The sequence below is a fragment of the Mediterraneibacter hominis genome (assembly GCF_014287475.1).
Taxonomy (GTDB): Bacteria; Bacillota; Clostridia; order Lachnospirales; family Lachnospiraceae; genus Mediterraneibacter; species Mediterraneibacter hominis.
Map to the genome: position 1 here is coordinate 111,072 of NZ_JACOPF010000002.1, position 15,714 is coordinate 126,785.

7 protein-coding genes and 3 tRNA genes are annotated in these 15,714 nt (G+C 42.1%); 9 read left to right on the plus strand and 1 reads right to left on the minus strand.

From position 1 onward, the window contains the following. Positions 1-47: 47 nt before the first annotated feature. Entirely contained in the window at positions 48-7,910 is a 7,863-nt protein-coding gene (locus H8S37_RS10010; protein ID WP_186875927.1) for a Spy0128 family protein, read from the plus strand. 61 nt (positions 7,911-7,971) lie between these two features. Here the strand turns inward: H8S37_RS10010 and H8S37_RS10015 are convergent, their stop codons facing one another. Continuing rightward, entirely contained in the window at positions 7,972-8,487 is a 516-nt protein-coding gene (locus H8S37_RS10015; protein ID WP_186875928.1) for an HD domain-containing protein, read from the minus strand. A 194-nt stretch (positions 8,488-8,681) separates the two neighbouring features. On the opposite strand from H8S37_RS10015, the gene H8S37_RS10020 reads away from it, so the two are divergent. The 8 genes from H8S37_RS10020 to H8S37_RS10055 all read left to right on the plus strand — a co-directional run bounded on the left by H8S37_RS10020 (position 8,682) and on the right by H8S37_RS10055 (position 15,651). Beyond that, positions 8,682-9,815 carry a LysM peptidoglycan-binding domain-containing protein gene (locus H8S37_RS10020; RefSeq protein WP_186875929.1) on the plus strand — a complete coding sequence of 378 codons (1,134 nt, stop codon included), beginning with the start codon at positions 8,682-8,684 and terminating at the stop codon, positions 9,813-9,815. A gap of 54 nt (positions 9,816-9,869) precedes the next feature. After that, positions 9,870-11,063: a DUF5711 family protein gene (locus H8S37_RS10025; protein ID WP_186875930.1), complete on the plus strand. Its 1,194-nt coding sequence runs from the start codon at positions 9,870-9,872 to the stop codon at positions 11,061-11,063. A gap of 8 nt (positions 11,064-11,071) precedes the next feature. Continuing rightward, entirely contained in the window at positions 11,072-11,890 is an 819-nt protein-coding gene (locus H8S37_RS10030; RefSeq protein ID WP_186875931.1) for a CvpA family protein, read from the plus strand. Positions 11,891-11,988: 98 nt separating this feature from the next. After that, positions 11,989-12,061, plus strand: a tRNA-Ala gene (locus H8S37_RS10035). A 352-nt stretch (positions 12,062-12,413) separates the two neighbouring features. Next, positions 12,414-13,595 carry a DUF3810 domain-containing protein gene (locus H8S37_RS10040; RefSeq protein ID WP_186875932.1) on the plus strand — a complete coding sequence of 394 codons (1,182 nt, stop codon included), beginning with the start codon at positions 12,414-12,416 and terminating at the stop codon, positions 13,593-13,595. Positions 13,596-13,775: 180 nt separating this feature from the next. Then, positions 13,776-15,161: a DUF6612 family protein gene (locus H8S37_RS10045; protein ID WP_186875933.1), complete on the plus strand. Its 1,386-nt coding sequence runs from the start codon at positions 13,776-13,778 to the stop codon at positions 15,159-15,161. 160 nt (positions 15,162-15,321) lie between these two features. After that, positions 15,322-15,393, plus strand: a tRNA-Glu gene (locus tag H8S37_RS10050). A 186-nt stretch (positions 15,394-15,579) separates the two neighbouring features. Next, positions 15,580-15,651 (plus strand) — tRNA-Cys (locus H8S37_RS10055). Positions 15,652-15,714 lie beyond the last annotated feature (63 nt).

The window sequence follows — 15,714 nt, forward strand, 5'->3', positions numbered from 1 at the left end:
TATAGCATCTATAAACCAGATTTTCATAAGGGGAAGGGATTTTGGCAATGAGCAGGACAAAAAAAGGAAGGAAATTAAGGGGAGGAAGGAAGCTACGCAGGATTGGTGCAGGAATCGTATCAGCCGTAACCGTAATAGCAATGGCATTTGTACTTCTTCCTCAGGAATCTGTACAGGTTCTTGCAGCGGAAACGGCTGCGGACAATAATACGACAAAAGACTATATGCAGTCTTTAGGAGAGAATGTGTCTACCAGATATGCGGGACGTGTATGGACAGACAAGACTGTTTACATGGAAGATGCAGTATTTACCGGGGATGTAGGAAGTGTAACAGTGGAGAAAGGAGATGCAGATTTTCTGGTATCCTATTCGGCACTGTCTACTTCAATGGAAATAAGCGGATCGGCAGCGGCACCTTTGGATGTTGTTTTTGTTATAGATGATTCCAGCTCGATGGTAAACAGCGGATACTTGGATGATACGGTCACAGCAGTAAATCAGTCACTCGCCAGTCTAATGGAAATGAATGAAAACAATCGGGCAGCAGTCATATTATATGACACAGACAGTGCGTCACTGCTTCCACTTGGACATTATACATCTTCTGAGAATGGTACATTTATCAGCTATACAGGATCGGGACGTTATTTTTATAATACAGTGGAACAGGATGTAGCATATAATAATCCTTCCTCTGACAGATGGGGTGTGGATACAGATGAATGCCTGGACATGGGAAGCAGTCGAGGGACAAACATTCAGATGGGTGTATATACAGGGATGAATATTCTGGCAGAAAACCAGGATACTACGGTTCAGGCGGACGGGACCACAGTCAACCGTGTTCCGGCAGTGATCGTACTTTCTGATGGTTCTCCGACCTATTCTTCTTCCAGCAGAAGCTGGTGGAGTCCAAGTAATGATAACAGACAAGGACCTGGAAGCAGTACATATTATGGGAATGGCATGCTTGCTATGGCAACAGCTTCCTATATGAAACAGCAGATCACAGATAACTATGCACAGGGTAATGCAGAATCTCCCTATGCGGCGCGGGTCTATACGGTTGGAATGGGAATTACCTCTCTGGACAACGAAGAATGGAGCTGGGGACAATCGTATTATTATACAGGTGAGAGGGATCTTGCCTATCTGACATTAGATCCATCCGGACAGGGTAATTGGAATAATGAGATCGCTGAACAAGTCAAAACGGCATTTGAACAGTATACACAAGGAAATAATGTTGAAATAGAGGTTGATTCGGGAGGCTGGGGAAGTAGTGGAACATATACCATGAGACATCCTAAATCCGGAGATATTACCTCTCTTATTTATAATGACGGGTATTATGATGCGGCTGCCGCAGGGGATGTAGTGGGAGTATTTGAGGACATTATCAGTGAAATATCTATCAGTACACCACAGGTACCGACAGAAGTGACAGGTAATGATCCGACAACAGACGGATATATTACCTATATAGATCCAGTCGGAGAGTATATGGCAATATCCGATGTAAAAGAGATTATATACGGTGGAACAGAATTTACAAAAAAAGATATCTCTACCTCAGGGCAGAAAGTGATATATACTTTTGAAGGCGAAATTAACAGTGAGGTATATGGAAAACATAATTTAAGCGAGATTCAGATCACAGTGGAGCAGACAGATGATACACACCAGATGCTTACGGTAAAAATTCCTGCATCAGCGATTCCGCTGCGAGTAAATACAATCGCATTAGATGCGGATGGTAATGTAAAAAGTAATACAAATAACCAGGCATATCCTATTCGTATTTTATATACGATTCAAGCACAGGAAGGCATAGATCTGGAAACCCTCGAAGGCGTCAGTGAAGAATATATTGCGGAACATACAGGTGAGGACGGCAAAGTAAACTTCTACAGTAATGTATATACGGGTAATACACAAGGAGATACATCTGTAGGAGATGCAAAAGTAGAATTTACTCCGGCAAAAACAAATCCGTTTTATTTTGTACAGGAAAATACACCTTTATATTTAGATGAAGGGTGTCGGGAACCAGCAATACAGTACGATAATGAGGCGACTTATTATTTCCAGATTCACTATTATGAAGGAAATACGCAGCGCACGGCAGTGGTGAGCCGAAATGCGGACCTAATGGAGGGTTATACAGAAGTTATACAGGGACAGCTAAATTTAAAGGAAGGTTCCCCAAGACTTGGAAACCTTCAAGATTTTACGCAACATAAAGAGGGAAATACGACGGATACTGCTGCCGTTTATTATTATCCGACATTTACAGGAGATCTTGATACAGGGCACTTTACTGTATATTTAGGAAATAACGGAGTTCTTAAGGCGGAAGCTCCAAGTTCTTTGACAATAGAAAAAGAAGTAGCTGCAGAAGAGGGACTAACCGCACCTGATAAGGCTTTTTCATTCCAGGTAACCATTCCTTCTAAAGCAGAAACAACGATACAGGCAGTTCTTCATACAGAGGGAAGTTCTGATTCTACAGTAGAACTAAAATTTGGCGGTGACGGTGTGGCCGAATTTGAACTAAAAGATGGGCAGTCCTTAGAAATACCACATATTGGTAATGGTACAGAATATAAAGTAGAAGAAAAGAATATCCCACAGGGCTTTGCGTTTGTACAGACAGAAACAACGGTGGGAGAGCAGGAAGCAGTTATCGGAGATTCCAATCCGACAGAAGGGACTATGACAACAGCAGATGCGCACGTTGCTTTTCATAACCGTTACAGCACAGAGCCACTTACTATAGATGCAGATGTTACATTAGGTCTTGCTGGGACGAAGATACTTTCCGGAAGAGAGTTTAAGAAAACAGACAGCTTTACATTTAAACTGCGCGCAAGTCAGGTGACACCGAATGCGCCTCTTCCAGAAGAAACAGAAGTGACAATCGAGCCGGACAATGGTGACACAGCAGACTTTACCTTTGGTGAAAAGAGCGATATTACATTCACAAAACCAGGAGAATACCGTTATATCATCCAGGAAGTAAATCCGAATGTAGCGGAGGGGGGACAGGGTCTGCCAGGAGTTACTTATGATGCAACATTATACCGCTTGATTGTGACGGTGAAGGATGAAGGCAACGGCACACTGTCAGAGACACATACTTTGGAAAAGCAAATTGCAGGAAGCGACACATGGCAGCCAGTATCGGCAGGAGAGCTGGATTTTACAAATACATATAATGCCGAAGCGGTGACAGCTTCTTTGAGAGGAACAAAGGAACTGAATGGAAAAGAACTTGTGGATAGTGCATATACCTTTATACTTAGCGCAGGTGGTTCCAGGGCAATAGGAAGTGAGGACTCATACCAGGAGGACAGCACTCAGCCTATGCCGGTAAATACAGAAATTAGTAATATCGCTGCCGGAGATATTGTATTTGACGGGATTACCTTCACACAGGAGTCAATCGGGAAACAATATCTGTATTATGTGACAGAGAAGCAGCCGACAGAGAATGGGCTGTATGACGGTACGCCACTCGAAGGAGCCGTTAAGAATGAAACAGGACAATGGGTATATGAAGGCGTTACGTATGACCATTCTGTAAAGGAGATTACAGCAGCAGTATCCAGTGAACTTGTAGAGGAGACAGAAACAGTTCGAGTGACAACAAGTGGGGAAGAATTTGTGTTTACAAATACATATAAAGCCATAGGAACACTGGATTTGACAGGAACAAAGACGATAGATGGGCGCAGCTTCCAGAGTGGGGATACATTTACATTCACAGTAGAGAACACAGAAAAGCCGCAAGAAGTGGAGAAGGCGCCTATGCCAGAATCCTCTGAGGTGACTGTGACACCGACTTCCGGTAACAGTGTAGCAGTTGAGTTTGGTACAATAGAATTTACCGAAGAAGGGACATATAGATACCAGATCACCGAGACAAAAGGAAGCCTGGGTGGAATGACGTATGATACAGAGGCGAAGCTGGTAACCGTAACTGTAACAGATAACGGGGACGGCACAATGCATGTGGATACTTCATATTCCACAGGAGAATCACTTATATGGGAAAATACATATAAGGCGGTTTTTAACACAGATACAGCAGTGAACTTAAACGGAACAAAGAATCTGTCAGGACAGAGCCTGGAAGAAAGTGAATTTTTCTTTACTGTAGAGGCAGTAAATGACGCTCCTATGGGGGAAAGCCTGGGAACAAATTCTAATGAAGCAGGCATGGACGAGGATGGAGATGGGACTTATACAGGCAATATCCGCCTTCTGAAAAATATTACGTATACAGAAGCAGGAGAGTACTACTATCTGATACGGGAACAGATTCCAGAAGTTCCACGTACTGGAATGACGTATGATGAGACTATATATCAGATTACTGTGAAAGTTACAGATGATCTACAGGGAACTTTGACAGCAGAAGAACCTATTATTGAAAAAGGAATTATGTCAGATGGTATCTTTACGAAAACAGAGGACGCACAAAGTATAGTATTTAATAATCAGTATGCGCCTCTTACTGTCAATACTGCACCGCTTACACTTACGAAGGTTTTAGATGGAGACAGGGCGGAAGGGCTGAAAGAAGGGGAATTTTCCTTTGAATTGAGCCTTGTTTCAGCAAATCCAGAGGACGGGATCACGCTTCCTTCGGAAACGACTGTAACAAATAGTGCGGACGGTACAGTGCAATTCGGCAATATAACCTTTACAAAACCAGGAACCTATGTAGTAAAAGCGGCAGAATTAAAACCGCAGGGCGGTGAAGTACCAGGAGTAGAGTATGACAGCCATGAAATAACAACAACCTTTACTGTGCGTGACATAGATGGACAGTTGAGATACAGCAGAAATACGCAGGGAAGCCAGATATTTACAAATACATATAAGGCAGAAGGAAGTCTAGATGGAAGTACGACTCTACAGGTTGAAAAAATTCTTTCTGGCCGTGAATGGCAGGAAGGGGATAGCTTTACGTTCCTTTTGACAGGAGATAAAACGACAGAACAGGCTGTACAGGATGGCTTTATTTCGATGCCGGACAGAGAGATTATAATAGAGAATACAAGTGAACATAAGACTGCGGCATTTGGGAACATTACATTTAGTAAGCCAGGTGACTACATCTTCTATATTTCAGAAAAGCCAGGAGAAATCGGAGGAATTACATATTCAAAAGCACAATATACGATTTCTGTACAAGTCGAAGACAACGCGGACGGTACAATGACGGTGGTTTCTTCTATGGTACAGACAACAAATGATGCAGGAGAAACAGGTAGTATACCTGCAGCAGATAATACGGCCGTATTTACGAATACATATATAGCAGGAGAGATAGTTGCAGATGATACAGATCTACAGTTTACAAAGGTATTCACCGGAAAAGACTGGAATAAAGAAAACTTTGAATTTACCTTGACACCGACAGGCGGTAAGGATGACGAAGGGATAGAGATTACACCGCAAGATGTACCAATGCCGGACATAACAAAGGTATCTGTTGATACACCAGATACAACAGGTGGAAATTCTGCTGCATTTGGTTTTGGGCCAATTACTTATACACAGGCAGGAGTTTACTATTATGATGTGACAGAAACCAATGGCGGTACAACACAGAATGGTATCACCTATGACGGAAGGACAGCGAAAATTACGGTTACAGTTACGGACGATTTAAATGGCAGTCTTGTCGCACATATAGAAAAAGAAAATGATACTTTCAGGAACAGCTATTCTACAGAAGTAGATTATGATGCCAAAGGCGGACTTTCTGTGGTGAAGAACCTCACCGGCCATGCAATGGCACAGGGACAGTTTACTTTCCATATTACACCGGCAGATGAAGCGTCAGCAGAAAAAGCCGGAATAGATCCGAGTGGAAAAGAATTTACCAACGCAGCAGCAGGCATGGAAAATGGAATAAGTACAGACACAATGATACCGCTGACGGGTCTTACATTTACGCAGGAAGATAGTGAAAAGACTTATACATATGAAATAAGAGAAACTGGAGAGCAGGAGGAAGGCTATACAAATGACAGCACTGTATATACGGTAGAAATATCTGTTTCAGATGATGGGGATGGCGTGCTGACGGTTACGACTACAGTGACTCCTTCAGATGGAGAAGCACAGACATTTGTTTACAAAAATACAGAAGAAACACAGGCTCCAGTTGAACTTACATTTGACAATTTATATGAGGCAAAAGGTACGTTAGGAGGAGACGGTGAGGTTTCTCTGGAAGCAGCCAAAATACTCAACGGGCAGAATCTTGACGAGGGTATGTTTACCTTCCTGGTAAAAGATAAAAATGACAATACAGTGACAACAGGAACGAATATGGCGGCGGCAGATGGAGAACAGGGAAAAATTGTGTTCGATCCGGTTACCTTTACGACAGAAGGATTGGAACAGGCTGTACAAGATGGTATTGCAGAGTATAAAGAAAAAGACGGAAATAGAATTTATATATTCCAATATACTGTATCGGAGGATGTGAGCAGCCTGCCGGAAGGAGTGACCGCAAATGCAGAACATTTTGCAATCACGGTAACTGTGGAAGATAAGGGAAATGGAAGTCTTGCTATTGCAGTTACATATCCGGATGAGGGACTTACATTTATCAATACATATGGTAAAGATGAGACAGCGCAGATTCTTATAAATGGATTTAAGGAGTATGAAGTACAGTCAGGGGACAATGCGCCTGATATTACAGGGGCGTATACTTTTACTCTGTCAGGAAACAATGGAGCGAAGCTGCCGGAGAAGATTACAGCCCAAAATGATAAGGCAGGCAATATATCTTTCGGAATGATCACTTATACGATGGAGGATATGATTGGAGCAGAGGAAAATCCGGACGGAAGCAGGACAAAGGAGTTTATATACACTGTGACGGAGGAAGGAGAAGTACAGGGAGTTGCCAACGATCCTGAAACAGAAAAGACGTTTACAGTGACGGTGACAGACGATGGAAACGGACATTTAAGTGTGCTGTCTAATCCTGTAGGAATACAGTTTACTTTCACAAACTGTTATTTTGTTACACCGACAGATCCATCTTCGCCAACAGACGGAAGTATAACACTCACAAAGGAATTGACAGGACGTAAGCTGAACGCAGATGAATTTACTTTCGTAATGGCAGATAAAAATGGAAATATCGTTTCCCAGGGAACCAATACCGAGGATGGCAATGTAATCCTTAGTGGAATCACCTTTGAAAGCCAGGGAACATATACTTATGAACTCCGAGAGGAAATAGGAACACTTGGGGGAGTCAGCTATGACAGCAGTATTTATAAGGCTTTTGCGTATGTGACGGATACAGGGACAGGCACCTTGGATGTTCAGTGGAGTATTACGGACAGCGAGGGAAACCCTGTAGATAAGGTTGCATTTTGCAATACATATAAAACAGAAGGAACTGCAAGCGTACAGATTGGGGCATCTAAGAGGTTAGATGGTCGTGCCCTCAAGGAAGGCGAATTTACATTCTGCCTTAAGAATGAAGACGGGGAGACTGTGGCGGAAGCGATAAATGACGAAACTGGCAGAATACAGTTCGAGACATTGTCCTTTGATAAAGCCGGTACTTATGTATATACTGTATCCGAGATGGCAGGTGCAGACGAGACGATCCTGTATGATGATACGACATATGAAGTGACTGTAACGGTTGAAGACGATTTGCAGGGGCATTTGAAGGCTTCTGTGGATACAGCAGGAAAAGAGCTTGTATTTACGAATGTTTATAAAGAACCTGTAAAAGAGAAAGGTTCTTCTGCTCCTGGAACGGGAGATGATTCTGCGGTTAGGCCAGTTTTATTAACGGCGGTGGCAGCGCTGGTTATCTTGGCAGCAGCAGTTGTATTGATATTAAGAAGACGTAGATAAAAGAAAAGACTTTCGCATAGGCTGAAAATGGCTGATGCGAAAGTCTTTTATCTGTTTTTGGCTACCTGCGGGACGATTCCAGCAGGCCACAGTATTTATCTGTCAATGTGGTGATCCATCCTTCCTTTGTTCTGGGGAATGCAAAAAGTGTGACCGGCCACATATGATGCAGGATAATATCTTTTTCTATATGGTTTAGATGAAAAAATTTCCTGGCGTGCTTATAGGCCGTCTTTGGATGGGTAAGGCCGTGGAAATGATTTCCTGTCTTCTTTGCATGAGTATGCCAGTCGTAGAGAAATAAATCATGGAGCATTCCCGCCCGCGCCGCAGAAGAGGCGTCCAAATGAAAGAAACGGCACCACTGGTAATTATAAAAGGCCACATGGAGGCAGTGCTGATAACAGTTCGTCTGGCCATGATGGGGATATAGCTTCATACGTAATACGACGGGATGTTCCGCAATGTCTTTGATACATTCATAGAATTCTTCACCCCAGTCGCGTTTTAGATTTTCGTGTTTTTGTACTGCCTCTCTGTGCAGGTTTTTAAGTAGATTATTATGCAGTCTGATCATCTTTTCTCCTCAAAAACATTCATAGTTTTCCTTATTATACATGAAAAGAAAAACGGATACAATGAGGGAATCACTCTTTCCAGCGTGCAAAATGGGTATTTTTTGAATTTGTCGAACTTACCTGACAGCAACTGCTAAAATCAGCCTGTTTTTGTATGCTATGCTAAGAAAAAATTTAAACAGAGGTGAGTATAATGGAGAGACAGATTCCAAAAAATGTGCGGCAGATTGGGAATGTCAGTGACAGTCCGAAGATTTATGTGGAGGATTATGTAGATACATTTTTTACACAGTTATGTGAGAAAGCAGAGGAAGGGCCTGTAGGAGCATTTCTTATAGGAGATATGCAGAAGACAGAAGAAGATGAATATGTGTATATATACGGGGCGGTACGTATACACGATCTGAAGCTTTCGGGAAAAGACTATGTAATTGATGAGGATACTTGGAAAAAGGCATATGAAGATTGTAAGCAGTATTTTGAGGATGGGGAAATGCTTGGCTGGTTTGTGGCTCATGCGGGCGTGCCTCTGACGCCGGAACACAGCACGATAAAGTTACATAAAAAATCGTTTCCGAAGAAAAATACCATATTTATTATGAAAGATCCGGTGGAGAAAGATGAGGTTTATTATGTTCATAAGCTCAATGATCTTATGGAGATAGGCGGACATTATACTTATTACGAGAAAAACCCCTGCATGCAGAATTATATGATTTCTGCAAGAAAGAAAAATGGGGTGTGTGCCTCGGAAACTGTTGAGGATAGAGCTGCAAAGGACTTTCGTAGTCTGGTTAGAAGCAGGGAAGAAAAGCAGCAACAGAAAAAAACAAACCGTATGATCTATGCAGTGAGTGCGTGTCTGGTTCTTGTAGTGATTATCATGGGAGTTACAATGGTAAATAATTTCGATAAGATGAAATCTGTACAGACTACGCTGAATAACTTAGCCGATGTGACATCTTCTGATACGAGTTCCGTTGAGACGCAGGAGACAAGCGGCAGTGTAACTGCAGTGACAGGGGAGGAAACAAAACAGACGGACACGCAGCAGGACGCGTCAGCTCAGGACACAGAACAGGAAGATGGACAGGCTTTGGAGGCAAAAACGGAGAATGAGGACAAGCAGGGAGGCAGCGAAGACGTGAAAGTACAATCTGGCGAAAACGGAAGTGACGGGGTCTATATAGTGGAAGAGGGTGATACGTTGGCAATTATCAGCAAAAAGATGTACGGCGATGTAAATCATGTAGAATCGATATGCAAGATGAATGGAATCACAGATGGAAATCTGATTTACGTGGGCCAGAAATTGCTATTACCTTGAAATGATGTTATAATCGTGTGGAAAAGATGAAAGGCAGAAATTAAGGGGAGTTGTATGGCGCAAAAGAAAAACCCATATCTACGGGCGGTAAAGGCTCCGGATGTGGAGGAAATAAAAAAAAGGGAGAAAAAGCACCGCAGAGAAAAAATAAAAAAAATAGTCGTGATAACCGGACTGATAGTTCTTGCTGTGATTGGTACTATTTTGCTGCTGAAAAACAAAGCGTATGGGACAGCGCGGACAGCGGCAGAATATATACAGGAAACCTCCGATAGTAATCGGTATGCAGTATTTGCAGACGGGCTGGTCCGCTATAATCGGGACGGCGTTGTGCTGTTGAACCATAAAAATGAAGAACAATGGATTCAGCCTGCACAGTTTCAGAATCCTGTAATTGATGTAAATGGAGATACATTTGCAGTTGCGGATATTGGGGGGAACACTATTTTGGTTTTTACCGAGAAGGGACTAAAAGGAGAAGTGGAGACGAATCTTCCGATTGAAAAGATTACGTTATCTGATCAAGGAATTGTCGGTGTTCTTTTGAAAAATGAGAATACACCGATGGTGATGGCGTATGATGCTACGGGAAATATATTAGTCGAGCATCAGGTGACCGTGGGAAATGCCGGGTATCCCACGGCGCTGGAAATCTCGGACGACGGAACACTCCTTGCTGTTTCCTATTTATCTGTAAATGGAGCTGTGTTGAAATCCAGGGTTGTATATTATAATTTTGGCGAGACAGGAAAAGCAAAAGCAGATAATGAGGTAAGTGCACAAGAATATGCAGATACGGTTGTTGGAGAAATATTTTTTATGGAGAATGACCGATCAGTGGTAGTAGGAGATCATTCCTTTGTTATCTACGAAGGTGCAGAGATTCCGGAAAAGAAGAAAGAAGTAGAGCTAAAGCAGGAGATAAAAAGTGTCTTTCATACAGACAAGTATATTGGATTTGTACTTTTAAATAATGAAAAATCAGGCTATGAAGTTCGTCTTTACGATAAAACAGGTAAACAGGTGATGAACCGGGGATTTACTGGGGAATACAGCAATGTAAAGATGGACGGAGACGAAATTATTCTGTATGAAGGTTCAAAATGTTGTATTATTACAGATACAGGAATTTTGAAGTTTCAGGGAGATTTAAAGGTGGATGTGCTGGAAATCACCCGTGCATGGGGACTAAACAGATACTATGTGATGAGCGCGAATGGACTGCGCGTAATTTACCTGACAAAGTAGGAGAACATATGGATAATTGGCTGTTGATCATTGTAGGAGTTATATTTTTGGTGAGTGTTGTAGTAGGATACATCCGAGGATTTTTCAAGATTGGATTGTCCTTGCTTTCTACTGTTTTGACTATTGTTATAGTGATTGTTTTGTCGCCTTATGTGGCAGACGCACTCCAGAAATATACACCGGTCAATGAACTGATAGAAAAAAAGGTTGTAGAAGCATTTATGCCGGAGATTTCTACAGAAGAGTTAGGCAGCGCGGATTTAAGCGGCACGCCCCTGGAAGGCTTGAATCCAGATGAAATACAGGAATTAAATGATTTGGATTGGGATATGCTGGGGATTACTCCGCAGGATATCTTAAGTGTCGTTGGGGAGATTCCAAAGGACATTCAGATTCGGGAAATTGAAGATGCCCCGATTCCAGAATTTTTAAAAAATGCATTAATAGAAAACAATAATGCCACGATTTATGATGAACTGGGAGTTACTACCTTTCCTGAATATGTGGCAGCGTTTATATCCAGGCTGGCAGTGAGGATTCTCTCTTTCCTCGTGACGTTTTTATTGGCAATCATTATAGTAAAGGCGTTGATGGTTGCTGTGAATATTATTGGAGAGCTTCCGGTTATCGGATTTTTCAATCATTTGGGCGGCGCTGTGTTGGGAGTCTTTATTGCTCTGCTTATCGTGTGGCTTGGTTTTTTGATTTTAACAGTTTGCTACTCGACTGCCGCAGGAACGGCATGCTTTGAAATGATTGAAAAGAGTTCGATTCTTACATTTCTGTATGAAAAGAATATTTTACTTAGTAAATTGCTGTCGTTTTAGAGGCAGGAAATATATAAAAAACAAAAATTAATGATAGTATATTGACAAGAACCCTTGTTATATGATATTCTATCAAAGCTGTGTAAAAGTAGCTATGCGGGGGATTAGCTCAGTTGGGAGAGCGCCTGCCTTGCAAGCAGGAGGTCACGAGTTCGAATCTCGTATTCTCCATTATAAGATTGGAATACAAATATGAAAAGACCGCTTACAAAATGTGAGTTTGGTCTTTTTTTCATTGACAATTATTATAGGGTAACAGTTCAGCCATACAGGGTGCGGGAAGCATAAAACATGCTTGCATGTTTTTGCGAGCGTACATCTGTATGAGCTTAAGCGCCCATCAATGAGTAAAACGGTGGCGGCAGCCACGATAAGCACGCAGTGCGGTTTTACGAATGGCGCGGGCTGAACGGTTACATTGTAGGAGGTAATTGTAAGAATATTACTTCCTATATAAGTAAATGTATGATAAAATGATAACAATAATATTTGTAGAAAGACTTTAAGCGTTTAGATAAATACTATGAGAAACAGACGGGAAAAGAAAAACTGTATAAAGAAGGACAGAGACAAAAAATACAGTAGATATGATATATATGTGATTTCTGCCGGTATTTTTTTAGTAGTGAGTGGAATTCTTACCGTATGGGCGGCAAAAGAACCCCAGATGGCACAGTGGTATTCCGTACATATATATCCATTGTTGGTGGCGTCTATGGGGAGAGTAAGCGGAATAATTCCGTTTTCTGTGTCAGAAGTTTTGATTTACTCATTGCTGCTACTGTTTTTGCTTTCTTTTATTCAAATGATATGGAAAATATACAAAGGCAGAAAAAAGGGAGAGGCCTTTTATGAGTGGTTTTCTAGAGTATTTCTAGCACTGGGTATTCTTGTGTTTCTTTATGTCGCAGGCTGTGGTATAAATTATCACAGAAATTCCTTTTCGGAGGAGGCCGGAATTAGTACGGCACCCTATACAGAAGAGGAATTAGAAGAAACCTGTATATGGTTGACTGAAGAGGTTAATGAAAGGGCGGAACAGGTAAAAAGAGACAGCAGTGGTCTGCTGTGTTTTGAAAATGGGGCTGATACAGGAAAGGGCGGCACGGAAGGAGGAACAAAATCAGATACAGTCCGTAGGGAGGCAGTGTTAGCAATGGAGAAGCTGGGTGAAGAGTTTGCCTGTCTGAAAGGATATTATCCCCAGCCCAAAGGATTGGTGGTATCGGAGCTTTTGTCTTATCAAGGATTGACGGGAATTTATCTGCCTTTTACAATAGAAGCTAATTATAATGAAGATATGACTGCATACAATATACCATTTACGCTCTGCCATGAGCTTTCTCATTTGCGGGGATTTATGCAGGAACAGGAAGCAAATTTTATTGCATTTTTGGCATGTACAGAGTATGAGAGTATAGAGTTTCAATACAGCGGATATTTATCTGGATGGGTGTATTGCATGAACACTCTTTACGATGTATCTCCGGAGAGATGGCAGGAGACAAGAGCAACGCTGTCCGTGGCGGCGGAACCGGATTTAGCGGCGAACAATGTGTTCTGGGAGGTGTACGACGGCACAGTGGCGGAAGTGGCAAATCAGGTAAATGATACATATCTCAAGGCGAACGGACAGGAGGACGGTGTACACAGCTACGATAGGATGGTAGATTTAATCGTGGAATATTTTTATGAAAAACTGTAACTTTGACAGACGCTGAAGGGTATTTTATATGAAAGGATGTCGTAGAAGAAATCATTGCGGAGGAAAATACAGTTTTCAGAACAGGTTATCACCCAATATGACAGCGCTGAATTAAGTGGTTCTTATTGGATAGGAGTGATATATTTAAGGAATCAATAAAGGAAAAGGAGAGAAAGAAGTATGAAAAAGAACAGCAAAAGAGTTGCAGCGGCAGGAATTGTTGCGGTGATGACGGCAGCTATAGTGTCTGGCTGCGGAACAAAGGCGACACCGGAGAATTTATTTAATGACATGTCGAAAAACATGGAGGATGTGGAGTCTGTACTCTGTAACATGAATATGGAAGCGTCTCTGACAGACGGCACAGATAGTATGGAAATAAGTATGAAGCTGGAGGTGGAAGCAACTCAAAAGCCAGAAGCGGCGCACCTGAAAGGGAATGTTTCAATTGGTGTCAGCGGAACAGATATGAATACAGAGGTAGAAGGATATTCGATTAAGGAAGACGATAAGTATCTATCCTACAGTATGGTTGAAAATGAATGGTCGAAGACGGAAATGGACGAAAGTGAAGTGGACGTACTGAATGACAATATGTTTGGCGGTCTGAAAGATGCGGCGGATGATTTTGAACTGTCGAAGGACCTGACAGAGATAGAGGGAGAAGAGTGTTTTGAATTGACTGGGGACATTAAAGGGGATACACTGACTAGTTTGATGGATGAGGAAATGATGAGTTCCTTCGGCCTGGATGTTTTGGCGGATGAGGGTGTGATGGCAGATGTGACGATTCCGTGCACTGTAGAAGTTTATAAAGATTCAATACTTCCGGCACGATTGAATATAGATATGAAGGAGGTTATGGAGTCTATACTGGAAGAATCCGGAGAGGATGTAGAAGTATCTGATTATTTTATAGAGATGACTTATGCAGAATATGATAGTGTAGATGAAATTACTGTTCCGAATGAGGTGAAAGAGGCCGTTTCCGATTCTGATGCGGATATAGATGATGAAGAAGACAGCAAAGATACTAAAAAAGAGGCATCAGCGGCTAAACAGAGTGAAGAACTTGGAGAAAGCTGGGACAGTTATACGGTTCAGATCAATGATACAGTTATTACACTTCCATGTGAATTTGCAGATATAGAAGCGGCAGGATTAACCTTGAACAGCAGCTATACGCCGGAAAATTATGTGGTAAATGCAGACGAATACGAATTGGCATATTTTATGGATGCAAATGGAAATGAAATTATGGTTGACGCTATCAATACCTCTGGAGAAGCGAAAGAGTTAAAAGACTGCCTAATCGGTGGGATTTCTGTAGATGATTATGGTGTGGAAAACGGAGGAATGACTGTTATCTTCCCAGGTGGTATCCAGATAGGAAGTACAAAAGAAGATGTGACAGCCGCTTATGGAGCTTGTGAGGATGTCTATGAGGGAGATTATATGCATATGTATAACTGGTATGCGGCAGACAGCTACTTCAATGGCTGTGAAATAGATTTTGATGCGGAAACCGGTCTTGTAATGTCTATGTATCTGGATCGCCATGAGTAAAACGGTGGCGGCAGCCACGATAAGCACGTAGTGCGGTTTTACGAATGGCGCGGACTAAACTGTTACAATTTTCGGGAGAAACTTGGAAAAAAGGCTTGCAAAAGAGAAGTATATATGCTAATATAAAAAACGGTCACTGCGAAAGTGGTGACCATTTTAAGGCTCCGTGGTCAAGCGGTTAAGACATCGCCCTTTCACGGCGGTAACACGGGTTCGATTCCCGTCGGAGTCATTATCGTCCGGTAAGTCTGAGCAATCTCACTGACGTGACGATGTAGTGCGCATGTAAGTGCCTGAAAAATAGACACTAAGTGCTCACAACAATACTGGATTCTAAGATTCGTGAGAAACCTCACCAAGAATCCTGCATGGTATGTACGTAAGCAACCAAAAGGACGGTTGCTTAGTATTCCACCAAGGCGCAGTAGCCAAGTGGTAAGGCGTGGGTCTGCAACACCCTGATTCACCGGTTCAAATCCGGTCTGCGCCTCTTGTCAGATACCCTGAAATGCTTGATTTTCAAGCATTTCGGGGTGTTTTTCTTTTTTATTTC